This window comes from Geobacillus sp. 46C-IIa, assembly GCF_014679505.1.
In the GTDB taxonomy this organism is placed as follows: Bacteria; Bacillota; Bacilli; order Bacillales; family Anoxybacillaceae; genus Geobacillus.
Map to the genome: position 1 here is coordinate 2573798 of NZ_CP061474.1, position 23486 is coordinate 2597283.

34 protein-coding genes are annotated in these 23486 nt (G+C 52.8%); 13 read left to right on the forward strand and 21 right to left on the reverse strand.

Annotated features, from left to right (window positions below):
* The first annotated feature begins 1 nt into the window (after position 1).
* Genes IC803_RS12740 through IC803_RS12750 form a run of 3 tightly spaced genes read left to right on the forward strand, consistent with a single transcriptional unit; the run spans position 2 to position 1725 of the window.
* A complete protein-coding gene (locus tag IC803_RS12740; protein ID WP_081209906.1) occupies positions 2-730 on the forward strand; it encodes an alpha/beta hydrolase in 729 nt (242 codons plus the stop codon).
* 37 nt (positions 731-767) lie between these two features.
* Complete coding sequence (locus IC803_RS12745; RefSeq protein WP_081209908.1) at positions 768-1289, forward strand: YjcG family protein; 522 nt, start codon at positions 768-770, stop codon at positions 1287-1289.
* 1 nt (position 1290) lies between these two features.
* Positions 1291-1725 (forward strand): GNAT family N-acetyltransferase, encoded by a 435-nt coding sequence (locus IC803_RS12750; RefSeq protein WP_081209910.1) that lies wholly within the window; start codon positions 1291-1293, stop codon positions 1723-1725.
* A 40-nt stretch (positions 1726-1765) separates the two neighbouring features.
* Here IC803_RS12750 and IC803_RS12755 read toward each other — a convergent pair whose 3' ends face one another.
* The 3 genes from IC803_RS12755 to IC803_RS12765 all read right to left on the reverse strand — a co-directional run bounded on the left by IC803_RS12755 (position 1766) and on the right by IC803_RS12765 (position 2591).
* Positions 1766-2023, reverse strand: coding sequence for a sporulation-specific transcription regulator SpoVIF (locus IC803_RS12755; protein WP_081209912.1), 258 nt, complete (start codon positions 2021-2023; stop codon positions 1766-1768).
* A gap of 122 nt (positions 2024-2145) precedes the next feature.
* Entirely contained in the window at positions 2146-2205 is a 60-nt protein-coding gene (locus IC803_RS18515) for a YjcZ family sporulation protein (RefSeq protein ID WP_244151097.1), read from the reverse strand.
* Between the two features lie 149 nt (positions 2206-2354).
* Positions 2355-2591 (reverse strand): hypothetical protein, encoded by a 237-nt coding sequence (locus IC803_RS12765; protein ID WP_063165614.1) that lies wholly within the window; start codon positions 2589-2591, stop codon positions 2355-2357.
* Between the two features lie 129 nt (positions 2592-2720).
* On the opposite strand from IC803_RS12765, the gene IC803_RS12770 reads away from it, so the two are divergent.
* Entirely contained in the window at positions 2721-3041 is a 321-nt protein-coding gene (locus IC803_RS12770; protein WP_081209914.1) for a thioredoxin family protein, read from the forward strand.
* A 128-nt stretch (positions 3042-3169) separates the two neighbouring features.
* On the opposite strand, the gene IC803_RS12775 is transcribed toward IC803_RS12770, so the two are convergent.
* The 11 genes from IC803_RS12775 to IC803_RS12825 form a co-directional block, all read right to left on the reverse strand.
* Positions 3170-3340 (reverse strand): hypothetical protein, encoded by a 171-nt coding sequence (locus tag IC803_RS12775; RefSeq protein WP_190304207.1) that lies wholly within the window; start codon positions 3338-3340, stop codon positions 3170-3172.
* A 19-nt stretch (positions 3341-3359) separates the two neighbouring features.
* Complete coding sequence (locus IC803_RS12780) at positions 3360-4220, reverse strand: DUF421 domain-containing protein (RefSeq protein WP_081209916.1); 861 nt, start codon at positions 4218-4220, stop codon at positions 3360-3362.
* Between the two features lie 12 nt (positions 4221-4232).
* The gene (locus tag IC803_RS12785) at positions 4233-4439 is read right to left on the reverse strand and encodes a DUF1657 domain-containing protein (protein WP_081209918.1); all 207 of its coding nucleotides are present in this window, start codon (positions 4437-4439) and stop codon (positions 4233-4235) included.
* An 11-nt stretch (positions 4440-4450) separates the two neighbouring features.
* On the reverse strand, positions 4451-4807 hold the full coding sequence (gene spoVAE, locus IC803_RS12790) for a stage V sporulation protein AE (protein WP_081209920.1): 357 nt from the start codon (positions 4805-4807) through the stop codon (positions 4451-4453).
* Position 4808: 1 nt separating this feature from the next.
* The gene (spoVAD, locus tag IC803_RS12795; RefSeq protein ID WP_081209922.1) at positions 4809-5822 is read right to left on the reverse strand and encodes a stage V sporulation protein AD; all 1014 of its coding nucleotides are present in this window, start codon (positions 5820-5822) and stop codon (positions 4809-4811) included.
* Entirely contained in the window at positions 5822-6301 is a 480-nt protein-coding gene (gene spoVAC / locus IC803_RS12800; protein ID WP_081209924.1) for a stage V sporulation protein AC, read from the reverse strand. Before spoVAC ends, spoVAD begins: the two co-directional genes overlap by 1 nt.
* Positions 6302-6312: 11 nt before the next feature.
* On the reverse strand, positions 6313-6789 hold the full coding sequence (locus IC803_RS12805) for a YhcN/YlaJ family sporulation lipoprotein (RefSeq protein ID WP_081209926.1): 477 nt from the start codon (positions 6787-6789) through the stop codon (positions 6313-6315).
* 95 nt (positions 6790-6884) lie between these two features.
* Positions 6885-7091, reverse strand: coding sequence for a DUF1657 domain-containing protein (locus IC803_RS12810; RefSeq protein ID WP_081209928.1), 207 nt, complete (start codon positions 7089-7091; stop codon positions 6885-6887).
* A 159-nt stretch (positions 7092-7250) separates the two neighbouring features.
* Positions 7251-7454 (reverse strand): phage holin family protein, encoded by a 204-nt coding sequence (locus IC803_RS12815; RefSeq protein WP_081209930.1) that lies wholly within the window; start codon positions 7452-7454, stop codon positions 7251-7253.
* A gap of 27 nt (positions 7455-7481) precedes the next feature.
* Positions 7482-7706 carry a hypothetical protein gene (locus tag IC803_RS12820; RefSeq protein ID WP_081209932.1) on the reverse strand — a complete coding sequence of 75 codons (225 nt, stop codon included), beginning with the start codon at positions 7704-7706 and terminating at the stop codon, positions 7482-7484.
* Between the two features lie 272 nt (positions 7707-7978).
* On the reverse strand, positions 7979-8314 hold the full coding sequence (locus IC803_RS12825; RefSeq protein WP_143421093.1) for a spore coat protein regulator protein YlbO: 336 nt from the start codon (positions 8312-8314) through the stop codon (positions 7979-7981).
* Between the two features lie 153 nt (positions 8315-8467).
* Between IC803_RS12825 and IC803_RS12830 the strand changes: the two genes are divergently transcribed.
* A complete protein-coding gene (locus IC803_RS12830) occupies positions 8468-9187 on the forward strand; it encodes a BMQ_0737 family morphogenetic spore coat protein (RefSeq protein WP_081209934.1) in 720 nt (239 codons plus the stop codon).
* Between the two features lie 102 nt (positions 9188-9289).
* Positions 9290-10054, forward strand: a complete 765-nt coding sequence (locus IC803_RS12835) for a hypothetical protein (RefSeq protein WP_081209936.1) — start codon at positions 9290-9292, stop codon at positions 10052-10054.
* A 185-nt stretch (positions 10055-10239) separates the two neighbouring features.
* Here the strand turns inward: IC803_RS12835 and IC803_RS12840 are convergent, their stop codons facing one another.
* Entirely contained in the window at positions 10240-10590 is a 351-nt protein-coding gene (locus IC803_RS12840; protein WP_081209938.1) for a DUF1360 domain-containing protein, read from the reverse strand.
* Between the two features lie 176 nt (positions 10591-10766).
* Here IC803_RS12840 and IC803_RS12845 point away from each other — a divergent pair, with 176 nt between their 5' ends.
* The 3 genes from IC803_RS12845 to IC803_RS12855 all read left to right on the forward strand — a co-directional run bounded on the left by IC803_RS12845 (position 10767) and on the right by IC803_RS12855 (position 13314).
* Positions 10767-11069, forward strand: a complete 303-nt coding sequence (locus IC803_RS12845; protein ID WP_081209940.1) for a hypothetical protein — start codon at positions 10767-10769, stop codon at positions 11067-11069.
* A gap of 161 nt (positions 11070-11230) precedes the next feature.
* On the forward strand, positions 11231-12235 hold the full coding sequence (locus IC803_RS12850) for a phosphotransferase (protein WP_081209942.1): 1005 nt from the start codon (positions 11231-11233) through the stop codon (positions 12233-12235).
* Positions 12232-13314: a glycosyltransferase gene (locus tag IC803_RS12855; RefSeq protein WP_081209944.1), complete on the forward strand. Its 1083-nt coding sequence runs from the start codon at positions 12232-12234 to the stop codon at positions 13312-13314. The genes IC803_RS12850 and IC803_RS12855 overlap by 4 nt, the downstream gene beginning before the upstream one ends.
* 66 nt (positions 13315-13380) lie before the next feature.
* Here the strand turns inward: IC803_RS12855 and IC803_RS12860 are convergent, their stop codons facing one another.
* Entirely contained in the window at positions 13381-14187 is an 807-nt protein-coding gene (locus IC803_RS12860; RefSeq protein ID WP_081209946.1) for a UTP--glucose-1-phosphate uridylyltransferase, read from the reverse strand.
* A gap of 179 nt (positions 14188-14366) precedes the next feature.
* Here IC803_RS12860 and IC803_RS12865 point away from each other — a divergent pair, with 179 nt between their 5' ends.
* The 3 genes from IC803_RS12865 to IC803_RS12875 are packed head-to-tail and all read left to right on the forward strand — an operon-like array spanning position 14367 to position 17763.
* Positions 14367-15650, forward strand: a complete 1284-nt coding sequence (locus IC803_RS12865) for a UDP-glucose dehydrogenase family protein (RefSeq protein WP_081209948.1) — start codon at positions 14367-14369, stop codon at positions 15648-15650.
* Positions 15647-16603 carry an NAD-dependent epimerase/dehydratase family protein gene (locus tag IC803_RS12870; RefSeq protein WP_081209950.1) on the forward strand — a complete coding sequence of 319 codons (957 nt, stop codon included), beginning with the start codon at positions 15647-15649 and terminating at the stop codon, positions 16601-16603. The genes IC803_RS12865 and IC803_RS12870 overlap by 4 nt, the downstream gene beginning before the upstream one ends.
* Positions 16600-17763 carry a glycosyltransferase family 4 protein gene (locus IC803_RS12875; RefSeq protein ID WP_081209952.1) on the forward strand — a complete coding sequence of 388 codons (1164 nt, stop codon included), beginning with the start codon at positions 16600-16602 and terminating at the stop codon, positions 17761-17763. Before IC803_RS12870 ends, IC803_RS12875 begins: the two co-directional genes overlap by 4 nt.
* A 56-nt stretch (positions 17764-17819) precedes the next feature.
* On the opposite strand, the gene IC803_RS12880 is transcribed toward IC803_RS12875, so the two are convergent.
* The 3 genes from IC803_RS12880 to IC803_RS12890 are packed head-to-tail and all read right to left on the reverse strand — an operon-like array spanning position 17820 to position 20524.
* Positions 17820-18344, reverse strand: coding sequence for a hypothetical protein (locus IC803_RS12880; protein ID WP_223811969.1), 525 nt, complete (start codon positions 18342-18344; stop codon positions 17820-17822).
* A 15-nt stretch (positions 18345-18359) separates the two neighbouring features.
* Positions 18360-19379, reverse strand: a complete 1020-nt coding sequence (locus tag IC803_RS12885) for a CotS family spore coat protein (RefSeq protein ID WP_081209956.1) — start codon at positions 19377-19379, stop codon at positions 18360-18362.
* 5 nt (positions 19380-19384) lie between these two features.
* Positions 19385-20524, reverse strand: coding sequence for a glycosyltransferase family 4 protein (locus IC803_RS12890; protein ID WP_081209958.1), 1140 nt, complete (start codon positions 20522-20524; stop codon positions 19385-19387).
* Between the two features lie 364 nt (positions 20525-20888).
* Here IC803_RS12890 and IC803_RS12895 point away from each other — a divergent pair, with 364 nt between their 5' ends.
* Positions 20889-21935 carry a spore coat kinase CotI gene (locus IC803_RS12895; protein ID WP_081209960.1) on the forward strand — a complete coding sequence of 349 codons (1047 nt, stop codon included), beginning with the start codon at positions 20889-20891 and terminating at the stop codon, positions 21933-21935.
* Between the two features lie 174 nt (positions 21936-22109).
* Here IC803_RS12895 and IC803_RS12900 read toward each other — a convergent pair whose 3' ends face one another.
* Positions 22110-22520, reverse strand: a complete 411-nt coding sequence (locus IC803_RS12900; protein WP_081209962.1) for a CotO family spore coat protein — start codon at positions 22518-22520, stop codon at positions 22110-22112.
* A gap of 122 nt (positions 22521-22642) precedes the next feature.
* Positions 22643-23419, reverse strand: coding sequence for an enoyl-ACP reductase FabI (gene fabI / locus IC803_RS12905; protein ID WP_081209964.1), 777 nt, complete (start codon positions 23417-23419; stop codon positions 22643-22645).
* Between the last annotated feature and the right edge of the window lie 67 nt (positions 23420-23486).

The following is a 23486-nucleotide window of genomic DNA, read 5'->3' on the forward strand; positions in this document are numbered from 1 at the left end:
CATGGCAGCCGCAACAGGGACGATGCGTGATTATGCGCTATACAGCGGAGAACTTCAAGAGAAAATCGAGCTGCTCGTCTATTTGCCAAGCAATTTTTCTCCGCTTCACAAATACTCTTTACTAATCGCTCAAGACGGCAAAGATTATTTTATGTACGGAAAAATGAAGCACGTCATCGAAACGCTAATGGAGGAAGGAACGATCGACCGGACGATCGTTGTCGGCATCCCGTATCGGAATGTGAACGATCGCTACGAGAAATACCACCCAGCGGGTCAAAAGCGCGAAGCGTACATTCGCTTTTTAGCTCATGAACTCGTTCCGTTTTTGGACGATGAGCTGCCGACCTACCAAATCGGCAAGGGCCGGGCGCTAATCGGCGATTCGCTCGGCGGAACGGTTTCGCTGTTAGCCGGTCTGTTGTATCCGCATACATTTGGAAACATCGCCATGCAGTCCCCTTATATCGATGACTCGGTGTTGGCGTGCATCCGCGCGTTCCGTGATCCGTCGCTTCTTTCGATTTACCATTCCGTCGGCACGGAAGAAACGGCCGTGAAAACAACGGACGGCCATGTACGCGACTTTATTACACCAAATCGAATGGCGCGGAACTTGTTTATGGAAAAACCATTCGCCTATACGTATCATGAGTTTGCCGGCGGCCATGCGTGGACGTATTGGCAGCCTGACGTGCCAAGGGCTATATCTGCTATTTTGTCGCTGTGAACAATGGAAAAACAACCATCCAAGGAGGGAAATCGGGATGAAGTACGGCATTGTATTATTTCCGTCGAAGCGCATTCAAGACTTTGCCAACTCGTACCGGAAACGGTACGACAGCCATTACGCCCTCATCCCGCCGCACATTACGCTGAAATATCCGTTTGAAGCGGATGAGGGGCAATTGAAAGAGATGACGAAGGAGCTGCGCCGCATCGCAGCGGAAACACCTCCGATTCCGATCAAAGTGACGAAATTCAGCTCGTTTTACCCGACAAGCAACATCATTTATTTGAAAGTGGAGCCAAACGACGTGCTTGAGCGCCTTCATGAGCAGCTGCACAGCGGCTTGTTCACCGCAACGCCGGAATTTGTGTTCGTGCCGCACATTACGATCGGCCGCGATTTACCGGGCGCGGAATATGCCGACGTCTACAGCCAGCTGAAGCTGCAAAACGTGCATTTTGAAGAGACGGTCGATCGGTTCCATCTTCTGTACCAGCTCGAGAACGGGTCATGGACCGTCTATGAAACCTTTGTCGTTGGAGGAAAGGAAACGGTATAACATGAACATCGCCATTGGAACAACAAACGACCGATCCTTATATGAGGACGCTTTGCACGTCCGCCGGCTCGTCTTTATCGAGGAGCAAAACGTGCCGGAAGAGGAAGAAATCGATGCGTTTGAGCAAGAATCATCCCACCTCGTCTTGTATGATGGCGAAAAACCGGTCGCGGCCGGCCGCCTTCGCTTCATCGATGAAGGGGTTGGCAAAATCGAACGCATTTGCGTGCTGCCGTCTTACCGCGGCTGCGGTGCTGGGCGGATGGTGATGGAAGCCATTGAACAGCTTGCAAAAACAAAAGGGGCGAAAAAAGTGAAACTGAACGCCCAAACCCACGCCGAACCGTTTTACAAAAAACTTGGCTATGAGGTGGTGTCCGACGTGTTTATGGATGCCGGCATCCCGCACGTCGCGATGGTGAAATCGCTCGAATAAGCCGAATAAAAGGGAGCTTGCGCGCGCAGCTCCCTTCGGCTTATTTTTTATTGTTCAGCATATTGGCGATCGTATTAAAATCAATTTGTTTGCCGCTCTGGACGATCGTTTTGACGATTTGGTCTTCGAGTTCTTTCGGCACTTTCCGATTGGCGATTTGCGCGACCCGCTTCACCACTTGGCGCACCGTTTTTTCATCGTTGAAATTGGCGTTTTGCAACGAGTTGGCAAGCTCAAAAATGTCTTTCATATTGACGCCCGTTTTCTTTTCAATGTTTTTAAAAAATTGCTGATCCATCTTTCTGCCTCCTTCTCCCTGTATATCGTATGATTGTTCTGCAAGAAGGTGCATCATAAGGGAAAAGAAAAATACGAGCCGTTCGAGGCGCCGAAACGGCCCGTATCGGATTCGTTTTTCCGTTAGCCGACAAATGCTGCGCCGACAATAATCAACAAGATGAATAAAACGACAATCAGCACAAAGCCACCGCCATAGCCAAATCCGCCATAGCCGTAGCCGTAGTACGGAAATCCGTAGCCGCAGAAGCCCATCCTCGTGCACCTCCTTCTCCGTTTACTGTATCGTATTCATCGGCTCGAAGGGGCGTATGGGCGCACGCGCCATTTTGTCAGCCAAATAGGCGAAATAGCTCAGCAAACTCTTTTTCTTTTTTCGTAAACCATTGCTCAACGTAATGTAAGTTGCCTTGTACGCTTTTTAAAAATCCATTGTTTAGTTTTTCGATCTCTTGCAGCTGTTTGTTGAAGTCGTTCCCCCACTGTTCAAACAGACGAATGAATTGTTCATGTCCTTCTTTTCTTGAGGCAACCCATGCTTCAAGCGCCTTTTCCAGCTCTTTGCTCACACCTTTCCCCCCTTTTCTTTCTGTTGTATGCAAGACTAGTGTCTGAAAGTGAAGGCGTTGCCGTTCTTTTTTTGCCGCACCATATGGTAAAGTAAAGATGAACGACAATATGGAATGGAGGAAAAACGCATGAAATCCATTGAAACGAATGACCAGTTCACGGCGGCCATCTCCGGCAGCAAGCCGGCTGTCGTCAAATTTTACACGACCTGGTGCCCTGACTGCGTGCGCTTGAACATGTTTATCAATGACATCATTCGCGATTACGGGCAATACGATTGGTTTGAGATCGACCGCGACCAATTTCCAGATCTTGGCGAGAAATATCAAGTGCTCGGCATTCCGAGCTTGCTTGTGTTCCAAAACGGGGAAAAAATCGCTCATCTGCATAGCGCCAACGCGAAAACACCGGAAGAGGTGCGCGCCTTTTTGCAATCATTGTCCGTTTAATCCCCCTCTCCCGGCGGCATGAAAAACAAGGCGCTGTAATCATCTTCGAGCCATTGTTTTGGTGGAGAGGAAGCAATAGGAAAGGTGTCCCGGTATGTTGGGGGACACCTTTCTCGATCATCGGACGCTTAATATTCGATTTCGTCGTAATCTTTCGGCTGGGGCGTCACACGGCCGTTATCGAACATAAATTCAATCGAAATTTCTTCATCGGTCGTCCGGGTCCGTTCAGGGCGGCCATCCGTTTTCAGCTGAATCTGGATTTCTTCATCCGTTGTTTTTGTCCGTTTCTTCTCCATAATCGGATCCTCCTCAACATTAGTTTCGCAATAGCGGCTCGACTTTTCGAATGAGCTCCGTCATTTTCGCCGCATTGGTTTCGTACAGCGTCTTCGCCTCTTCCGAATCCGTTTGCAACGCGTATAGCTCGAAGTCGGCTTGCACTTTTTTCATTGCAGCCAACAACAACTTTTTCTCCTGCGGCTCGGCCACTTGAATTTTGTCATCGTACAAATCAATCGTCAACTGTCCATATGAATCGATTTGGGCGAGGAAGACGTTTTCGACCGCTACTCCTTGCTTATCCAGTTGCTCCTTCAGCCAGCCGCGGCCAAGTCCCATTGTCGCAAGCGGCTCGTCCAAAATCATGCCATCCATAATGACGGTTTGCGGCTCTTTTTCCCGCGGCGGGTTCGGAAACACATCGCCAACTGTAAGCGGCTGCTTTTCCCGCTTCAACAAGACGTTCAGATCGCCATTCGGCTCAAGCAAGGCAAACTCGACATCCGCGACACGAAACACATCTTTTTTGCGCAACTGCTCCAGCAGCTCGTCAATGGTGTATTTCTCTCGCTTTAAGTTCTCCTCCAAAATTTTGCCGTTTTTGATCAAGACGGTCGAATTGCCCTCGACGAAATCGCGGAACTTTTTGTTGCGCAACGAAATGCGGGCGGCCAGCACCGGGATGAGCGACCAAAGTAAAATGCTTGTGATCCCTTCCTCGAGGGAAATCCCTAAATCGACAGACATTGTTCCGGCAATGTCACCGACCGTAATGCCAACAATATATTCAAAAAATGACAGCTTTGCCAATGGCTTCTTGCCGAGAATGCGAGTAATGATAAACAGTCCGATCAAAATACAAACGGAACGAATGGCGGCTTCTAACCATACAGGCATGGATCATGCTCCTTACTTTCCATGATATTGTGGCTCCTCGAATTCGAGTCGGCCGACCCGGTCTTTCAGTTCGGCGATGATCTCCTCGGTGGCGAGCATCGCCTCATGAAACGTCCGCTGCGCTGTTTCGTCTTGCGATGTGAGCGCCAACTGTTGCAGCCCAGCGTGAATGCCTTTTAAGCTCGCTAACGTTTGTTTCACTTGCGAAGCAATGGTCATGAATGTCCCTCCTATCCTTTCGGGCGGAACAAAAGCGCCCCGAGAAACCCGAAGACGATGGCGGCGGAAATGCCGGCGCTTGTCACTTCAAACATGCCGGTCAACACGCCGACGATGCCGTGTTTTTCCGCTTCCTGCATCGCCCCGTGGACGAGCGCGTTTCCAAAGCTCGTAATCGGAATCGTGGCCCCGGCGCCGGCGAAGTCGATGAGCGGTTCGTACAAACCAAATCCGTCCAAAATCGCCCCAGCGACAACGAGAATCGTCAACGTATGGGCGGGGGTTAACTTAAAAACATCCATCAAAATCTGGCCAATGACGCAAATCAAGCCGCCGACGACAAACGCCCAAAAAAACATGGCTAGCACGCTACGCCTCACCTCCATACTCGATCGCCACCGCATGGGCGATGCACGGAATCGTTTCATTTTGCTGGAACGACAAGGGCGACAATAGCGCTCCTGTCGCTACAGCTAAAATGCGCTTCAGCTCGCCGCGCCGCATCCGTTTAAGCAAATGGCCGTAAATGACAACAGCGGAACAAGCCGCCCCGCTCGCCCCGGACAGCACTGGCTGCCCATCGCGGTAAATAAGGAGACCGCAGTCTTGATAGCGCTCCTCATCGATCTCGATGCCGTGTTGGCGCAGCAAATCTAGGGAAACTTGACGCCCGATTCTCCCCAAGTCGCCGGTGACAATCAAGTCATAGTGCGATGCATCGATTTGCATATCGCGTAAATGCGCTTCAATCGTATCGACCGCCGCCGGCGCCATCGCACCGCCCATATTAAACGGATCGGCAATTCCCATATCGACGACACGACCAATCGTCGCTGCCGTCACGCGCGGCCCGTCCCCTTTTGTGCTGACAATGGCCACCCCGGCGCCAGTGACGGTCCACTGCGCTGTCGGCGGCTTTTGTCCACCGTATTCCGTCGGATAGCGGAACTGTTTTTCGACGGCGGCGTTATGGCTTGATGCTCCCGTCAATATATAGTCTGCCCCGCCATAGTTTGTAATAAAAGCGCTGAGCGCCAGCCCTTCCATTGATGTGGAGCAAGCGCCAAAAACGCCGAGATACGGTGCGCCGAGCGTCCGAGCGGCGAAGCTTGTCGGCGTCATTTGGTTAATTAAGTCGCCGGCGATGAAAAACTGCACCTTTTCCTTCTCCAAACCAGCCTTTTCCATCGCTTGAAATGCCGCTTCCTCAAGCAAGACGCGGTGCGCTTTCTCATACGACTCCTCGCCAAGCCATAAATCTTCGTGGAGAAGATCGAAGTCGTCGGCGAGGCGGCCGTTTGCCTCAAACGGCCCGCCGACGGCAGCGGTCGCAACAATGGCCGGTTTGTTCGCAAATATCCAAGTGCGATGCCCTTTCAGCATTACAATCCCCCCCACTGTATGGCAATCGTTTTGATGAGGGCGATAACAAATGCGGCAAACGTGCCGAACAAAATGACCGAGCCGGCGAGCTTGAACATGTTGGAACCCACGCCGAGCACGAATCCTTCTGTTCGGTGTTCAATCGCCGCGGAAATGACGGCGTTGCCAAACCCCGTCACCGGCACAGCGCTCCCCGCTCCGGCGAATTGAGCGATTCGGTCATAAACGCCAAACCCGGTTAAAATCATTGACAAAAAAACCATGGTCGCCACTGTCGGGTTCCCCGCCGTCTGCTCGGTGAAGTCAAAAAAATACATATAAAAATAAGAGATCGCCTGTCCGATCGCACAAATGGTCCCGCCGACGAGAAAGGCGCAGGCGCAGTTGCGGACGATCGGGCGCTTTGTTTCCCGTTCTTTTTCAAATAAGTGATACTCTTGTTGAACCGGAGTTAACTTTTTCCGCTTTTCATTCGCCATAATGACACCTCTTATGTCTGCTCTTTGCTCAGCTTTTCAATGCGCCCGATTTCCCGGTTGACCTCTCGCTGATCCCAGCGTTTGTTGACCATCTTTGTTTTTAATTGCTGCGTTTTCCAAAAAATTTTCAAATCGCTCGAGGAAACAACCTGGTAACCAGGAAACATATCGCGCAGTCGGCCTTCAACGTCTTTTTCGATCTTCTTTCGGTTCCATCGCTGCATATGGGGAATTTGATACGCGACGAGCAGCCGGTCTCCGCTGTTGACCGCCACAACATCGCGGATGTCCCCGCGCTGTCGTAAATAGGCAGCGGCCCGCTCGGCCGGCCCTTGGTCAAGCTGAGCCCCTTTGGCCGTCCCGGACGTTTGGGCCCGCATCAAATCCGCCCCTTGCAGCGATTGCTTTTGTTCTGTTTCCTCTTTCGCGCAGCCGCTGACCACCATGAAGGCAGCCATCGCCGCCAACCACCATTGTTTCATCTCCATCAACCCATTCGTTTTATGTATTTCCGTCAAGCGGGGAAAAGGTTGGCGTGCCGCCAACCTTTCCGCCCGAACCGCAACATCTGCCTCCGCAAATGTTACTGCTGTTTATATTGTGGCTCTTCGTTTTGGATTTCTTGCGCGCGCGAGTTGACTAAATCGATGACCGCTTGCGTTTGCTGAGCAGCTTGCTGATAAAGCTGTTTCGCGGCCTGATTTTCCGTTTGCAGCGCAAACGTTTCGAAGCTCGCTTGGGCGGTTTTTAATCCGGCTAACGTTTGTTTCACTTGTGTAGCAACAGTCATGATTCATGTCCTCCTTAAGGTGTTAAATTGGTGGTGACAATAATTAGAATGGTTTTTCGCCGTCAAATTATAATTGTCATTTACTGTAAAACAATCCACCGCACTTCCGGTTTTTTTCGGACGCAAAAAGGGCGCCGTTGCCATAGGCGCCCTTGCCGTTTATGATTTTTTGTCGACTTTGTCAGAATAACCGCGGCCGAGCGATGGATTGTTTAAAATGCCGGCCATCACTAAAATGCTTAACAGCGCGTGATACAGCTGCTCGTATTTGCCGAGGTCGATATCGACGCCGAACGTCTCAAGGGCCAACACGACAAACGACCCGATTCCAAGCCAAAGCCCGTAATTTTTAAAACGCTCCACCGTTCATATCCCCCATTTGCCTCATGACTAAATCCATGAGAACGGCCTCCGTTCCCCTTCGTCTCGATCGTGTCCTCCCTCATCGCGCCCTTCTCCATTCCGCACATCTTCGATGGCTTCGATCTCGCCATCAGCACGATGCGGGAACAGCCATGGATCGCGAATGCGTCCGCGCGGCACAATCACGACGTCATCGGCGTGAATAATCAGCTTATCAACGTGAATGACTTTTGCTTTTTTTCGATCCGACATCCCCATCCCCCCTTCCTTTCGCCTAGTTGCACTGTTAGACTATGCAAGGAAAGGAAACGGAGTATAGGCGTCTCTCACGGCCTCTTGCTATTTCTTTACGACCGACGGCCGGCCGCAGCCGCAGCCCCTCGGACGCCGCACCGGCTGGGTTGTCGAGGAAAGCGCCCATGTCGTTGGTTTCGGCGGAGTTGGTTTCATCATAGCTTCATCCCCCCGTATAGAAAAATGTATGGCTATTGCTATTGTATGGCCGTATAGGCCAAGGGTGCTTCTCATTTTTTGTTGCTTCGCTCCGGACGGGGCGCAATCGCGTTTTCTTGCCGTAGTGTATGGAAAAACCAACTGTCCGGCCGTTCTTCCTTGTCAACATCGCCCGTCGCTTCCAGCTGCGGCAGCTGTTGCAATTGACGGCGCAGTTCGTCGTTTTCTTTCATGAGCTGTTTGATTTGTTCGTAACGCTGTTCGCTTTGGTAGGCCAGTTCCCGCAAAACAATATTTTCCGCTTCCACCTCTTTCAGACGGCGCTCCAGCTCGGCGATCCGTTCAATCAGCCGCCGTTCATCCATTCCTCTTTTTTCCGTATTGATCGTCCCTTGTTTCTCTTTCATTCGTCATCTCCCCCTTTGTTTCGGCTCGGCATGCGTCCGTCGGCAAAAAATCCGCATCTGTCCCAACACATTTACCCATGTCGTTCATAGTATACAGTAGTCCCAAACCATCAGACGTTGGGGAACAAATGAACGATAGGAGGAACGAAGAAAATGGGCCATTATCACCGTCGCGATAAAGAAAAAGTATGCATCAGAACCCGCAAAGTTTACGACTGGGTGACGCGCCAAATTGATGTACCGTTACGAAGCTTCAGCGGCGACGATTTGGAAATGATTTTTCCAAAGGCCAATTGCCACCGGGAAGGAACGATTTGCGAATTCTTGACGGCGCAAGCGATGGACCCACAAGCTTTGACGATCCGTTGCTTCTTGACCGATGCTGCAGGAAATCCGATTGATCCAGTCGTTGATCAGGACGCGTTGATTTGCCAGGAAATTACGCAACCAAACGGCCGGCAGCCTGTAAACGTCACGCTTCCTTCTGGTGAGACCGTCACGCTGCAAAAAGTCAAAGCGCTCGTCAAAGGACACGTCGTCGTGCAAATCGTCAGCCCGACCGGCACGGTCATTTGCCAGTCGTCACCGATTCCGTTTGCCACGGCGCAAACATTCATCTTATGCGCTCCAGAAGGCACGCAACTCAACTGCCATATTTCTTTCTTCGAATGCGACACGAGCCTCGTTTGCACGGACAACTTTGCCCAGCTCGACGTTTCCATCACCTTGTGCCTTGAAGTCCAAATGGAAGCCGATGTCAAAATCGAAGTCGAAGCCCGTTTCTGCCAACCGCGGGAAGAACTTGCTGAAGCCGTGCTTTGCCCGACGAACAAATTCCCGCCGCAATGCCCAGACGTATTCCCGACCATGTAACGTCCTGCACCGTTCAGGCTGTTGTTCCCAACAACAGCCTTTTTTATATGGCATTTGCCCGCTGTGCGTACATAAGATAAAAATGGAAGGGGTGGAAAGCAAGTGAAAAACACGAACGATGACCGACACCTCCGCCTGCAGCAGCAAATCATCCACTACCGGTCGGAAGCTGCCTCATGCAAACAACAGTTGCAGCAACTGGAAGTCGAGCTGGCCAAGGAAAAAATGCGCAGCGCCTATTGGAAAGAAAAGTTCCGCGAAGCAGAAACCGTCAACGTTGAAACGTATAAGAAAAAAATCGCTGCCTTGGAACGTCAATTGTTGTTATCCGAAATCGCCCTAGAAGAGGCGGAACATCATCGCTCCGAAGGGAGGCAAACAGCCGCCGAGCCGACCGCCTCTGTGCTGGCGCTGTTCCACTATTCTGTCGTCATTCCGCCGCATCTTGACGGGGAAGAGATGACCGTAATCGGCGATTTCATCATTCGCAACAACGGAACAACGCCGCTTCACCATCTCATTGTCTGTCTCCGTCTCTCTCCGCCCAAAACAGCGGTGCTGAGCGGAAAAATTGTGCTGCCGCAAAGCGCCCGTGCTGAACAAGAACTGCTTGCCGCAAGCAGCGGAGAAAGCTGGACGTTCACCCAAGAAAACTGGCGGGAAAAAGTGCGGCAAAACGGCGAATATTGGATCACCCCGCTCCATGGCTCCCCGCTTGAGCCCGATGAAGAGCGGCGCTTCTCCCAATTTGAAATCGCCGTCCGCCCGTCGGGCAGCGCCCGGTCGTTGACGGTCGACGGCTTTGTGTACTGCGCGGAATTGCCAAAAGGCGTTCCCGCGGCCAACCATATCGCCATCCAATGGTAACCGGTCCTTTCCATCGTTTCGCGCGCCCGACCGTGCCCTTTCTTTTCTTCGCCGGCCTGCTCTTAGGCCGGTGTTCTCATTCCGGCGGCTAACGACAACCTAATAGGCGGCGGTCCTTGCAAAGCAGCGATTGGCCAGCAGCATCGATGGGCAATCCGCATTGGCCGATCACTAGCCATACCTCTCTATGACAGCCATTTGCTGACAATCGTCTCAATGAGCGCCGCACCACCGGCAATAGCAAGCAGCACGATGAACGGTTGAAAGACGGTCGGCCAAAGCATTATGCCGGCGTAACAAAACGCCGCACACCATATCCCGGTGCACCAGTAGCAGCTCAACAATTCGCCGAACCAGCGCCGCAGCCCGCTTCCCTTCAAAACGAGAAACATTTCCTTCCTTCCGTCTGAAAGCTCCTCTTCGACCCATTCGTGAAAAGGCCGGCGCAGCCAGTCCGTGATCGCATCATATACGATGAGCCTTGTCAGGCGGAAGCTGGCCAGACAAAGAAGAACAAACGAAAACGGATCATCCACATTCCTCTCCCCTTTCCGCTCCCCATGGCCGCAAAAGGAGGTCTCTTTTCCTCTTTGCTTCATCTAGCGGCGGGCGAATTCGCCTTCGTGCGGACGTTTACCCAAACGCTCTCCTACGCCAATCATATGATGGAGTATAGGTTTTTAACACAAGAGACAAGAAAGGAGGCGACACAATGTATCATGTATTTTTCGATCGGCGGCCGACCCGCCCCCGCCTTCCCCGCCCTCTTTATGAACAGCTGACTACGCTTCCGCCGAACACAGAAGTGAACGTACACACCGCCAACGAGACATATTACAACGCGCTTTTTCTCGATTTCGAGCCGCGGACGAACACCATCTCGCTGTTGGTTGACCGTTTTTACGAAGATGGGGGGCGCCCGCTTTCCCTCAATGCGACGGCGATCACCGAAATCGATCTCCCTGCTTCCATGCGGCCTGCTTCATCAACAACCCCGGATGACGAGGAGGAATAACCTAGAAAAACAACGTCGCCGGCTGGCGTCCAAACAGCGCAGCCGGCGCTTTAGTTTTTGACCGCGCCGTTTTCTCGTTAGCTAGTGCGCTTGTCTATACCAACTCTTTTTCTCTTACATACACTTATACTAATCGACAATGGTGCTAGGAGGAACTGACCTTGGCTTCGAAACGATCTCGCCTGTTATTTGACGTGTTAAACAATTACGGCCTATCACAAACGGAGACCGACGTCATCGGTGAACTGAAGGAGGAAAAAGTATGGCTTGTACAAAATAAAAAAACGGGTCAGCGGTACGTACTCAAGAGGCTAAATGAAGAGAAAACCAATTTCCCGATCTTGCTTCATTCCAGGCTATACGAGATAGGATTTCATGTTCCTAAAATTTTTCAGACTAAAACAAACCAATATTATGTTCACCGAAAAAACAGCTACTACTATTTAATGGATTATGTCTCCTTAAGTGAAACAAGGCCATCTTTCCAGCAACGAATCGAGGGGTTGGCTCGCTTCCATGCCGACAGCCTGTTTACCGAGTGGATCGGCACCGGCTCTCCTTCCTTTCCGGAGCCGAAAGAGGTGCTGCGCGCACACCGTCAAAAAGTTGCACAATTGCAAGAGCTGGCGAAGACAGCTGCGAATAGGACGGCTCTTTCTCATATAATGAAACAGATGACGCGACTCGCTGACCAGAGCTATGCGCTGCTTGAAAAAAGCAACCTAGCCGGCTTTTGCCTTGAGGCAGCGGAGCGAAAAGCCATTTGCCATGGGGATTATAACAGCAACAATCTTTTATTGGCGGCAAACAACAATGTGGTGATGATCGACTTTGACCGCGCCTACTACGGCCTTCCGCTTGACGATTTTCGTTTTTTGCTCATTTCTTTGACGAAAAACCCGAAAAACAATGTCATCAAACGACTTCAACCGTTGTTTGAACTTTACTTCTCCATCTGCCTGACGTACGCTCCGTATAAAAGCGTCTACTTGGCCGATGCCATGTTTCCCCACGTGTTTTACAACGAAGCGGTGGGCCTTGAAAAGCCAAAACGGGCAGCAAGCAGCCCATCGTCTTTGAACTTGCTCACCCGTCTCGCTGAACAGGAAACGAAAAAATTCGCTTTTTTGTCCGATTTACTAAAAAGCGAGGGATCGAGAACATGAAACAAACGATCGCCCACTTTATCCATGAAAAAATGAAAATTAACCAACGCTTTATTTACAACCAAATGGTTCATCTAAAAAAATACCGGTCAATCATGATCGGATCGTTCGCTGATGACGGCTGCCACCCGTTTCCTCTCGTTAATTATTATCACCTCAACGATATCAACAATTTCGACCGTTTCGTCAAAGAACAAAATATCGTGGCCATTCATGCTCATCACGGCAAACACGCCATTGAAATTCTCCCGCTTTGCATCGCCCATCACATTCCACTTGTCGTCAGCATCCGCGGCCGTGACGGCTCCGCAAAAGGCAACAGCCTGCGGCGCAACCAAAAGCGGTATAGTCTGCTCAAACAGCACGGGTCACTCTTTCTTCCCGTGTGCCGTTATTTAGCCGATGAACTTGTCACTTTAGGGTTTCCTCAAGAAAAAATCCATGTCCTCTACGGCGGCATTGAACTCGATTTATTTCCTTATCAAGAACGAACGATTCCGGAAAACGGGGACATCGTCATTCTTTCGATCGGTCGACTCGTCGAGAAAAAAGGCTTTTTAACGCTCGTGCGCGCCTTCGAACACGTGCATGCGAACCATCCTCGCTGTCGCCTCCGCATTATCGGGAGCGGGAAAGATGAGGAAAACATTCGCCAGCTTATCAATAAGCTCGGGCTGACCCCATTTGTCGAGTTGCTTGGAGCCATGGATGCAGCCGCCATCGTTCAAGAAATGAAGCGCGCCCATCTGTTTTGCCTAGCGAGCGAGACGGCCTCTGATGGGGACATCGAAGGCATCCCGAACGTGCTGAAAGAGGCGATGGCAAGCGGGCTGCCGGTCATCTCGACGAATCATGCCGGCATCCCTGAACTGATCGAACACGGGCGCACGGGCTACCTCGCACCGGAGAAGGACGACAAAGAGCTGGCGAACGGCATCCGCTTTTTTCTTGAACACTCAGAGCAGATTCCGTCGTTTACAAAGCGGGCGCGCAAAGTGATCGAACAGCGGTTTGACGTCACCAAACAAATTAAAGAGCAAGAACGGCTGTACGATTGGCTGAGAAAAAAAACCAGGTAGTTTGTACCTGGTTTTTTCATTCCGAACCGCCCCCACTTCCAACTGTGCGCGTAGGCGGGCGGGTGTTTAATTTTCTTTCCAAACGGCCGAAAGCAACGCCATGTAACCGTCGGCTGTACCAATATCAAACCGTGTTCCGGCGATCAGTTTCCCTTGGCATCCTTCCGCAGCCGCCAGACGGCGAATTGCCTCGGTCAGCTGAATTTCTTCGTCCCCAAGGGTTGGCAGCGCTTCTAAATAGGAAAAAATAGCCGGCGTGAACACATAGCGGCCGATGACAGCCAAGTCGGACGGCGGATTTGTTTTTGGCTTTTCCACCATATCGGTGATGCAATACGCGCCATCGGCAAGTGGTTCACCGCGGATGACGCCATATTTATGCAATTCGTTTTCCTCTACTTGATTTAAACCGACGACGCTTTGTCCACACCGTTCGTACTGCTCAATGAGCTGACGGATGGCCGGAGTCCCTTCATGCAACACGATATCGTCCGGCAACAGCACAGCAAACGGCTCGCCGCCGGCAAACGACTTGCCAAGCCGGACGGCATCCCCTAATCCCCGCGCATACGGCTGGCGCGTATAATAAATTTGTCCGGAAGGAATAAACTCCCCTTTCAACAAATGTGTCTTATTCCGTCGTTCTAAAAACGCCTCGAGCTCTAAAGAGCGGTCAAAGTAGTCCACGATTAAACTTTTCGCTCGCGAGACAATAATGAGCAGCTCCTCAATTCCCGAGGCAAACGCCTCCTCCACAATATATTGGATCGCCGGCTTAGCGCCGATAGGAAACATCTCTTTCGGGATAACTTTCGTCACCGGCAAGCCTCTTGTCCCATACCCGGCCGCGGGGATGATCGCTTTTTTGACCATCGCTTCCCCCCCTTGTCTTCTATATCTTTATCGTATTCGCTTCCGAATGGCAGGGAAGGTTGTCCACCGAAAATAGGCCGCCTTATTTCCGGCGTTTTAGGCGCTTGTCATGTAGCAAACAAAGCTTGTCCGTTAATACGCTATAAAAGCCGGAGATTTCGCGAAGGAGGCCTATTAGCATGAACATCTGCATCATCGGCGCTGGCTACGTCGGACTGACCACCGCAGCCGTCCTTGCTGAACTTGGGCATGAGGTGCATTGCATCGATCAAGATGAACGGAAAATTCGCCTGCTCAACAATGGGGAAGTCCCGTTTTATGAACCGGGGTTAGAGGAGTTAGTCACTAAAAACTGTAACTATTTAACATTTAGCGGCCGCTGGGATTATATCAAACGGGCGGCCGTCATTCTCATTTGCGTCGGCACCCCGCCGCGGCCGGACGGCAGCACCGACTTGCGCTATATCGAAGCGGTGCTCGACCGCTTAGCCGCAACGGTCGAATCATACAAAACGATCGTCACGAAAAGCACTGTCCCGCCAGGAACGAATGAATGGATGCGTACTGAGCTCATAAGGAAAGGAATGGCGCCGCATTTATTCCGCATTGTGTCTAATCCGGAGTTTTTGCGCGAAGGGTCGGCCGTTTACGATATGTTTCACCCGGACAAAATCGTCGTCGGCCTCGAGCCGGGCGACAATCGGTCGCTCGCTGTCGTGCAGGCAATGTATGCCGGCATCACCGCTCCTTACGTCACGACGAGCCTCACTGGGGCGGAACTCATCAAATACGCCGCGAATGCCTTTTTAGCAACCAAAGTATCCTTTATCAATGAAATGGCGCGGATTTGCGACGCGTTTGCCGTCGATGTCAACGACATCGCCCGCGGGATCGGCTTCGATCCGCGCATCGGTCCGCATTTTTTGCGAGCCGGTCTCGGCTATGGCGGCTCCTGCTTTCCAAAAGATGTGAAAGCGCTCGAACACGCGGCGCGCTCACACCATGTCGAGCCACACTTGCTGCAGGCAGTGCAGTCGGTCAACGCCACCCAGCTCGACGTTTGCCTCGACAAACTGAATCAAGCGCTCGCCCCGCTGCACGGCAAAAAAATCGCTGTGCTTGGCATCGCCTTTAAGCCGAACACGGACGATACCCGTTTTTCCCCCGCCGAAGCGCTCATCCGTCGATTAAGCGAAGCGGGCTGCACGGTCGCCGCCTACGACCCGAAGGCAACGCTGGCAACACCCCTTGCCAACGTCAGGCAAGTGCGGTCGGTGCACGAAGCGATCCAAGGGGCGGATGGCTTAGTCATCGCCACCGACTGGGATGAATTTTGCACGCTTGACTGGTCAGAGGTGAAAGCCGTGATGAAGGGGACGCTCGTCTTTGACGGTCGAAATTGTTTGGATCGCCTTGCTGTCGAGCGGAGTGGTTTGCGCTACATGGGGGTGGGGCGTCCATGAACATTCTCGTCACCGGGGCGGCCGGGTTTATCGGCTCCCATTTATGTGAAAAACTGCTCGAAAACGGCCGGCACCAAGTCATCGGCGTCGACGGCTTTCTCGGCCCGACACCGGCGCCGCTGAAAGCAAAAAATATCGCCCAATTGCAAGCCCATCCGCGGTTTACATTCGTTGAGACCGATCTGCTGACCGCCGACTTGCCCGCGCTGTTAAAGGATGTGGATGCCGTATACCATTTAGCCGGCATGCCCGGCGTGCGAACGAGCTGGGGAACGGACTTTGCCGCCTATGCGGTGCACAACATTTCCGTTACGCAGCAGCTGCTTGAAGCGTGCAAAGACTTGCCGCTCAAACGGTTCATCTATGCTTCGACCTCGTCCGTTTACGGCGAGCGGAGCGGCCCGCTGTCCGAAACGCTCGAACCAGTCCCGCTCTCCCCATACGGCATTACGAAGCTTACCGGTGAACATTTATGCCGCGTCTATTTCCGCGAGTTTGCCGTGCCGGTCGTCATTTTGCGCTATTTTACTGTTTATGGCCCGCGCCAGCGCCCCGATATGTCGTTTCACCGCTTTATCCGTCAACTGCTCTCCGGCCAGCCGCTCACCGTATTCGGCGACGGCACGCAGTCGCGCGATTTCACCTATATTTCCGACTGCATCAACGGGACGGCAGCCGCGCTTGAACAGGACCGCGCAGTCGGAGAAACGATCAACATCGGCGGGAAAGAACGCGCATCCGTCAACGATGTGATTCGCCTGCTTGAAGCGCTGACCGGGAGAAAGGCGACGATCCATTATACGCCAGCCGCCCGCGGGGAACCGAAACAGACATGGGCCAACTTGACGAAGGCAGAGCGGCTGCTCGCATACGAACCGACGGTCACGCTTATCGATGGGCTGCAAAAAGAAATCGAATACATCCGTTCATTGTACGAAAGGGGTCAGACATGAACATCGCCTACGTTTGCACAGAAAAACTGCCTTCACCGGCAATAAAGGGCGGTGCAATTCAAGTGATGATTGACGGAATCGCTCCGCTCATTGCCCGCCGCCACGAACTGACTATTTTCTCTGTCGCCGATCCGCTCTTGCCGCCTGAAGAGACAACCGGAAACATCCGCTACATCCGCTTCCCGAGGATGACATATGAAGCTGATGTGGCGCATGCGCTGGCCGCAAACCGTTTCGACGTCGTCCATGTGTTTAATCGGCCTGCGCCGCTCGCTAGTTACCAAGCCGCGGCGCCGCACAGCGCCTTTGTGCTGAGCCTTCATAACGACATGTTTTCACCGCTGAAAATCACGCCGGAAGAAGCTGAGCGGGCACTGGCGGCATGCATGCGGCTGACTGCCGTCAGCGAATATATTAAACGGACGGTAACAGGCCGCTATCCGGTCGATCCAAAAAAAATCAATGTCATTTATTCCGGAGTGGACTTGCAGCAATACGTCCCGGTTTGGACGGAAGAGGGGGAGCGCATCCGCCAAGCCGAGCGCCGGGCGCACGGGCTCGACGATAAGAAAGTGGTGTTGTTTATCGGCCGGCTTAGCAAAACAAAAGGACCGCATGTGCTGATTCGCTCCTTGCCGTCCTTGTTGACCCGTCATCCTGAGACAGTGCTTGTCATCGTCGGCGGAAAATGGTTTAGCGACAACAGCCGAAGCGAATACATCGATTGGCTGCATCAGCTCGCCGCGCCGCTAAGTGACCATGTCATCTTCACGAACTACGTTCCGCACCACCATATTCCGAAACTGCTTTTAATGGCTGATGTGTTTGTGTGCAGCTCCCAATGGCACGAGCCGCTCGCTCGCGTCCATTACGAGGCCATGGCCGCCGGCATTCCGGTTGTGACGACCAACCGCGGCGGCAACGCCGAAATCGTCCGTCACGGCCAAACTGGGCTTGTCGTTGATGATTATGCAAACGAGCAGGCGTTCGCTGAAGCGATCAGCGATCTGTTTGAACAACGAACGCTCGCCCGGCGCATGGCTGAAACAGCGCGGGAGATGGTGGAGGCGAACTTCCAATTTGAACACGTCGCCGGTCGCCTTGAAGCGGTCTATAACGAAGCGCTCGCCGCCCATCAGCGGCAAACCGCCGGCCTCTAACAGCCGGGCGGCCGGGGTCATCACAAAAGGATGCCTGTGATGCGGCATCCTTCTCCTTATCCGATCGTAAATACGTTTCCTTTTTTATGTGTTCCTGCTGCTTTCAGCCGGGAAATATAGGCGGAAGAAAGGGCGAACGAGACGGCCATCCGTCGCTCGGACGGCTTTCCTCTTTCTTGCTCCACCGGTTCGTGTTGTTTTGGACGGCTGACGGCAGCCGGCTTCTCCGACGGTTCCGATTGTTCGTCCCGGGCTACCTTCGCTTGCCGTTTCGGACGTTCGCTTTGGCTTGCCTCCTCTCGCCGTTTTAGACGTTTTTCTTTTTTCGGCGCGGACGAACGCTTTTCTTTTTTGTGTTCCACCATTGGCGGCAGCGGGACGGCGGCTTCTTGCCATTCCCCTTCCCCTGCCAGCTCGACAAGGACGGGCGGCAAGTCAGCGTCCGTTTCCTCTTCTTCCTCTTCCCCTACACCGAGCAATAGCTGATCGAAAAACTCACCGTCTTCCATCCATCCCCACCCCATCGGTCCGGGCGGGGAAAAACGAAACGGCTGCAAGTCGAGTTTCGGAATGTGATCCAACGTTATACACCTCCTTTACAACAGCGATGGCAGCGGCGTGCGGCGAAGCGCATCTTGTTTTGTCCGCTCGACCGTAATGGCCGTCTGCAGCTCCCACATATATTTTTCATCCGACCAATTGTCTTTCGCCCCTAAATAATACTTTCGGGCGACGGAGGCAAACAAGTGTGGAAACAACAGCTCCGCCTCGAGCAGCCTGTACTGCTCGTCGGTGAGCGGGTGGGTGCGGTGATACGCCTGAAGCAGCCGCGCGGCCAATTCTTCATCCCACACCGCCATCTTTTTCATTACTTTGTGGAGCAGCACTTGAATGTCGCGCACCGGCAAGTCGATGACGACTGCCGGCAGATAGCGCATCATCATCGTCCCTTCCGTTTCGACGAGATGTGACAAGGAAATGTCTTTATGAATAAACCCTGTCCATCGGCTCGGACCGGCTGTCCATTCGGCGTAGGCATCGCTTTCTAGCTGCTCGACCGCTTCCTCTCCTGCGGCGAGCATCGCACCGACCGTCTCGGAAAACAAGATGGAAAACGGATCATCGACGAACGAAGCCGCCATTTTCTTGTAGCCGGACAGCTCCTGCAGTTTCCACGTATACGTCTTTGGCCACTTTCCGAGCCGGTTTCGCTTTTTCGCCTTCGAGCTTGGAGAAAACTGTTGTGAGGCAACGTGGAACAAACCGAGAAATTTAAACGCATGTTCAAGCTGTTCGACATCGTAATAGCCCACTTCCTTGCCGCTGACAACATCGTATAGCACGTACGCCTGCGTTCCGCCGGCGACGCACAGCCCCCCGTTTTTCGTCCGGCATAATGAGGCGATCGGAAACTGCCGCTGTTGCAAATGCCGATGCGCCTCGGCATAAAACAGCATCCGCCCCGGCACCGCCTCCCGTTGCCGCAGCATCTTCTCTCCCTCATCTGTCGCAACTGTCCAGACCGTTTCTTTCGGCCGCACCGATTGAAGCTCTATTTGTTCGACTTTGTGCGGATACAATTCAAGCACCTTGGCAGCAATCCATTGTGACTGCAACCGCTTTACCCCCTTTCTTCCCCATAAGCGCGCAACAGCTTTGCGGCTACCGCTTCCCAGCTGAATTCGCGTTCCGCCTTCTGCCTTCCGTATTTCCCCATTTGACTGGCAAAAGCCGGTTCGTCAAGCAGCTTGTTAATGAGTGTTGCATACGCTTCAGGGTTGCTGAAGTCGTTGATGATATAGCCGTTTTTGCCGTTTTCAACGACCTCGGGGTTCCCTCCGCGGTTGCTCGTAATGATCGGCAGCCCGGCCGCCATCGCTTCATAATGAACGCGCGCCAGCGGCTCTTGCCACTGGGACGGACAAACGAACAGGTCAGCCATCGTGTACAGCTGCGAAATTTGCTCTGGTTTGACGAACTGAATAAACATCGCATTGTTTTCATACAGCGCTCCGAGTGTATACAAGTAACGGACATAGCTGTTCATCTCATTAGCGCCAAACCATTTCGAGCCGACAAACACGATCATCGCTTCCGGATGCTTTTCGGTGATTGACGGCAGCGCCTCAAGAAGCAAATGGGCGCCTTTCACTTTACTCAACCGCCCGACGAACAGCACGACTTTTTTTCCCTCGAGCCCGAGCTCGCGGCGGACAGCCGCATTGATTTTCGCTCCTTGCGTTGTCCATTTCGGCTGGAACGTTTTCACATCGACCCCTGAATAAACGGTCGCCACTTTTCCAGCCGCCTGCGGAAAACGGTCGCAAATGGTCGCTCCGATATAGTCGCTCACGGTTACAATTTGTTTGACCGTATTGATGCAATCGATCCCTTCGGCATAAGAAATTTTATCATCCCGGAACATTTCATTATGGACGCTCAACACAATGGCGCTGTCTGGGGAAGCTTCGCGGATGTAGCGAACCCAGCGCGGCCGGTTGCATACGTGAATGACGTCATACGTTTCCGTGCGCAAATGGGCGGCTACTTCTTGTACGTACGTCTCTTGGGCGAAGCGACGATAGGCGACCCCGTTTTTGTTCTTTTCCTCATCGGGCAGCTCACGGTCGCGAATCGACAACACAGTGACGTCGTGTTTTCGCGCCATGACCGCCGCTGTTGCATCGAGATAAATTTGTGTCGCCCCTCCCCGGATGGCTGGCACCGGCAGTTTTTCCGTCGCAATCATGGCGATTTTCATGACATCCCCCCATCTTCTCGAAAAGTTCAGGCAAAAGCTTGTTTTTATATCATACGTGTGCTCCTTTCCTACTGTGCATGCCCGCGCAGCAAACGGGCATCCGTCAAACGCCCTTCTAGGAGGATGGTGATTTCGTACAAAACACTGCTAATTCCATCTATCTCTCAACTAGAGAAACCTTGCGAAATCAGTCTTCTTTTTTGGCGAAATGCCGCTGATTTGCTCGTGACCACTGTTTTTCACCGGCCTTCTAGGTGGAAAGCAGGCTGGACGTTCACCCGTTTTTTTCGTCTCGGGATAAACGGCTATGGACAACAGCCGCCGCCCGCCATACAGTAGAAAAAAAGGAAAGCAGGGACTGACGATGGCTGATCAAACCGTCTATTCAACCGCGCCGTCAGCCGCCACTGAACGGCTCGTCCATATGGCGCGGCTGCTGTTAAAGCAGTGGGACGTAGAAGCCAAAGCGATTGACGTCGTGCAAAGCGGGCAAATGGCGCTCGTCTGGAAAGTGCATACCGATGGCGGGCCGAAATGCTTAAAGCGCATTCACCGTCCGGAAAAAAAGGCGCTCTTTTCGATTTACGCGCAGGACGCTTTGGCGAAAAAGGGGCTTTATGTCCCACGCATCATTGAGACACGCGATCACCGCCTATTTAAAAGGTACGGACCGTTTTTGTTTGTGCTGTACGATTGGATCGAAGGAACGCCGTTTGATTTGGCGATCCGCGACGATTTAACCGCCATGATCGGCGCCCTTGCCCATTTTCATGCTCGGTCAGCCGGTTACGAGCCGCCGCCCGGCGTTCCGGTGTTCAGCAAACTCGGCAAATGGCCGAAGCATTACATGAAGCGATGCCGGCAGCTCGAAGCGTGGAAACAGCTCGCCGAGTTGGATCGCGACGATCCGTTTTCCCGCTTGTATTTGGCCGAAATCGACCGCTTTATTGAAAAAGGGGAGGAAGTGTTGCAGCAGCTCCTTGATTCTCATTATGAGGCATGGGTGGAGCAGCTGAAGAAACGGCCGTCGCTTTGCCACCAAGACTATGGGACAGGGAACTCGCTGCGCGGAGAAGACGGAAACGTCTGGATCATCGACCTCGATACAGCTGCCTTTGACTTGCCGATTCGCGATGTCCGCAAAATGATGGCTCCGTTTCTTTTCGATGCGGATCAGCAAGGGAAAACAAGGGCGGATATCGTGCTCGAAGCGTATGAGGAAGTGCGTCCGCTGACAAAAAAGGAAAAAGAGGTGCTGTTGATCGACCTGCTGTTTCCGTACGATTTGCATGAGCTGGCAGTGGAAAAATATATCCGGAACGTGCCCCTCGCCGAGGCGGAACTGGCTGAGGCAATGGCATATGAACAGGCCAAATGGGAGACAATCGAGAGACGGCTCGCTTCGTTGTAGAAAAATGGGCGTTCCCAGGCCGGCAGACACCCCTAGGAACGCGGCCAACCGCAAGTCGACGCGGCGAACATGTGCAGCAGCAACATTGATGCCCGTCGACTTCTTCACATCTTCAACAACGGCAGCCGGACGAAGAGGGTCGCTTGATCGGGAAACGACTTGTTCGAAGCACCTTTATGGCACAAACCCGATCATCGTCACAGAAAGAAGCTGTGCGCGTCCAATGGCCGTTTCGTTTCCTCGTTCATCGGCGACCGTCAACTCGGTCGCCGTGCATCGTTTCAGCACGCCTTCATAGCTTTGTTCTTTCGTGGCAAACTGGCATTTGAGCGGCGGCAAATGGGCGGGCAGCCTCGCTAAAAAAGCGAGCTGCTCATCAAGCGTCATCGCCTGAAACTCCTTTTTGACGAAAAACGTCCTCTGTTCCTCGCCCTCTTCCATCTGTTCAGCGGCATCGCCCGTTTCTTTCTGTTGGGGGCGGTTCGTCCATGTAAACGTTTCTTGCATATGCGCCGCAGCCCGCATGGCCTTTGGCTGCACAATGTAAAGCAACGGCTCTGTTTCTACCACTTTTTGTTTCCGCACGCCAATCCTCCTTCCATGCTTGCCTTCCCTTTATATATGTATGCCTTCCATTCCAATAATTGCCCCTCGGCGGACAAAAAAACAGCCGCCCCATCGGCCCGGGACGGCTGCCTCATTCATTTTTAATATCCTAAAATGTGATACCCTGAATCGACGTGGATGATTTCCCCGGTGATGCCGCGCGACAGGTCGCTGAACAAAAACAGCGCTGCATCGCCGACTTCTTCTTGCGTCGTCGTCCGGCGGAGCGGAGCGCGCTCCTCGATTTGTTTTAAAATCGTATTGAAGTCGCCGACCCCTTTCGCCGACAATGTGCGGATCGGTCCGGCGGAAATGGCGTTGACGCGAATGCCGTATTTGCCTAAATCGTTTGCCAAATATTTGACGCTTGCATCGAGCGACGCTTTCGCTACACCCATGATGTTGTAGTTTTGCACGACACGCTCGCCGCCTAAATACGTGAGGGTGACGATGCTGCCGCCCTCGGTCATGAGCTCCTTCGCCTCGCGCGCTATCGCGGTGAGGGAATAGGCGCTGATGTTATGGGCGAGCAAAAAGCCGTCGCGGCTCACTTTCATATACTCGCCGCTTAAGTCGTCCTTATTGGCATAGGCGATGCAGTGGGCGACACCGTGAATGACGCCGACTTGTTCTTTAATTTGTGCAAAGCATTGAGCGATGTCCTCGTCACTTGCCACATCGCACGGCAACAGAAGCGAACGTTCGTCTTCAAGCGTGTCGACAAGCGCTCGCACTTCCTTTTCAAACCGCTCTCCGGCGTATGTAAACACAAGCCGAGCGCCGGCGGCGTGGAGCGAGCGGGCGATGCCCCAAGCGATGCTCCGCTTGTTCGCCACCCCCATAACGACATATGTACGTCCTTCCAATGATAATGTCATTCGTTCATCCTCCTAATTGTTATTTATTATTAGCACCAGGTGTTAATCCCATTATATGATATGCGGC

Bases quoted from the DNA above. Each gene is read 5' to 3' on its own strand.
- IC803_RS12740 (WP_081209906.1), top strand. From the start codon at position 2: ATGGCAGCCGCAACAGGGACGATGCGTGATTATGCGCTATACAGCGGA.
- IC803_RS12745 (WP_081209908.1), top strand. From the start codon at position 768: ATGAAGTACGGCATTGTATTATTTCCGTCGAAGCGCATTCAAGACTTT.
- IC803_RS12750 (WP_081209910.1), top strand. From the start codon at position 1,291: ATGAACATCGCCATTGGAACAACAAACGACCGATCCTTATATGAGGAC.
- IC803_RS12755 (WP_081209912.1), bottom strand. From the start codon at position 2,023: ATGGATCAGCAATTTTTTAAAAACATTGAAAAGAAAACGGGCGTCAAT.
- IC803_RS12770 (WP_081209914.1), top strand. From the start codon at position 2,721: ATGAAATCCATTGAAACGAATGACCAGTTCACGGCGGCCATCTCCGGC.
- IC803_RS12775 (WP_190304207.1), bottom strand. From the start codon at position 3,340: ATGGAGAAGAAACGGACAAAAACAACGGATGAAGAAATCCAGATTCAG.
- IC803_RS12780 (WP_081209916.1), bottom strand. From the start codon at position 4,220: ATGCCTGTATGGTTAGAAGCCGCCATTCGTTCCGTTTGTATTTTGATC.
- IC803_RS12785 (WP_081209918.1), bottom strand. From the start codon at position 4,439: ATGACCATTGCTTCGCAAGTGAAACAAACGTTAGCGAGCTTAAAAGGC.
- spoVAD (WP_081209922.1), bottom strand. From the start codon at position 5,822: ATGCTGAAAGGGCATCGCACTTGGATATTTGCGAACAAACCGGCCATT.
- spoVAC (WP_081209924.1), bottom strand. From the start codon at position 6,301: ATGGCGAATGAAAAGCGGAAAAAGTTAACTCCGGTTCAACAAGAGTAT.
- IC803_RS12805 (WP_081209926.1), bottom strand. From the start codon at position 6,789: ATGGAGATGAAACAATGGTGGTTGGCGGCGATGGCTGCCTTCATGGTG.
- IC803_RS12810 (WP_081209928.1), bottom strand. From the start codon at position 7,091: ATGACTGTTGCTACACAAGTGAAACAAACGTTAGCCGGATTAAAAACC.
- IC803_RS12820 (WP_081209932.1), bottom strand. From the start codon at position 7,706: ATGTCGGATCGAAAAAAAGCAAAAGTCATTCACGTTGATAAGCTGATT.
- IC803_RS12825 (WP_143421093.1), bottom strand. From the start codon at position 8,314: ATGAAAGAGAAACAAGGGACGATCAATACGGAAAAAAGAGGAATGGAT.
- IC803_RS12830 (WP_081209934.1), top strand. From the start codon at position 8,468: ATGGGCCATTATCACCGTCGCGATAAAGAAAAAGTATGCATCAGAACC.
- IC803_RS12845 (WP_081209940.1), top strand. From the start codon at position 10,767: ATGTATCATGTATTTTTCGATCGGCGGCCGACCCGCCCCCGCCTTCCC.
- IC803_RS12855 (WP_081209944.1), top strand. From the start codon at position 12,232: ATGAAACAAACGATCGCCCACTTTATCCATGAAAAAATGAAAATTAAC.
- IC803_RS12860 (WP_081209946.1), bottom strand. From the start codon at position 14,187: ATGGTCAAAAAAGCGATCATCCCCGCGGCCGGGTATGGGACAAGAGGC.
- IC803_RS12865 (WP_081209948.1), top strand. From the start codon at position 14,367: ATGAACATCTGCATCATCGGCGCTGGCTACGTCGGACTGACCACCGCA.
- IC803_RS12870 (WP_081209950.1), top strand. From the start codon at position 15,647: ATGAACATTCTCGTCACCGGGGCGGCCGGGTTTATCGGCTCCCATTTA.
- IC803_RS12875 (WP_081209952.1), top strand. From the start codon at position 16,600: ATGAACATCGCCTACGTTTGCACAGAAAAACTGCCTTCACCGGCAATA.
- IC803_RS12890 (WP_081209958.1), bottom strand. From the start codon at position 20,524: ATGAAAATCGCCATGATTGCGACGGAAAAACTGCCGGTGCCAGCCATC.
- IC803_RS12895 (WP_081209960.1), top strand. From the start codon at position 20,889: ATGGCTGATCAAACCGTCTATTCAACCGCGCCGTCAGCCGCCACTGAA.
- fabI (WP_081209964.1), bottom strand. From the start codon at position 23,419: ATGACATTATCATTGGAAGGACGTACATATGTCGTTATGGGGGTGGCG.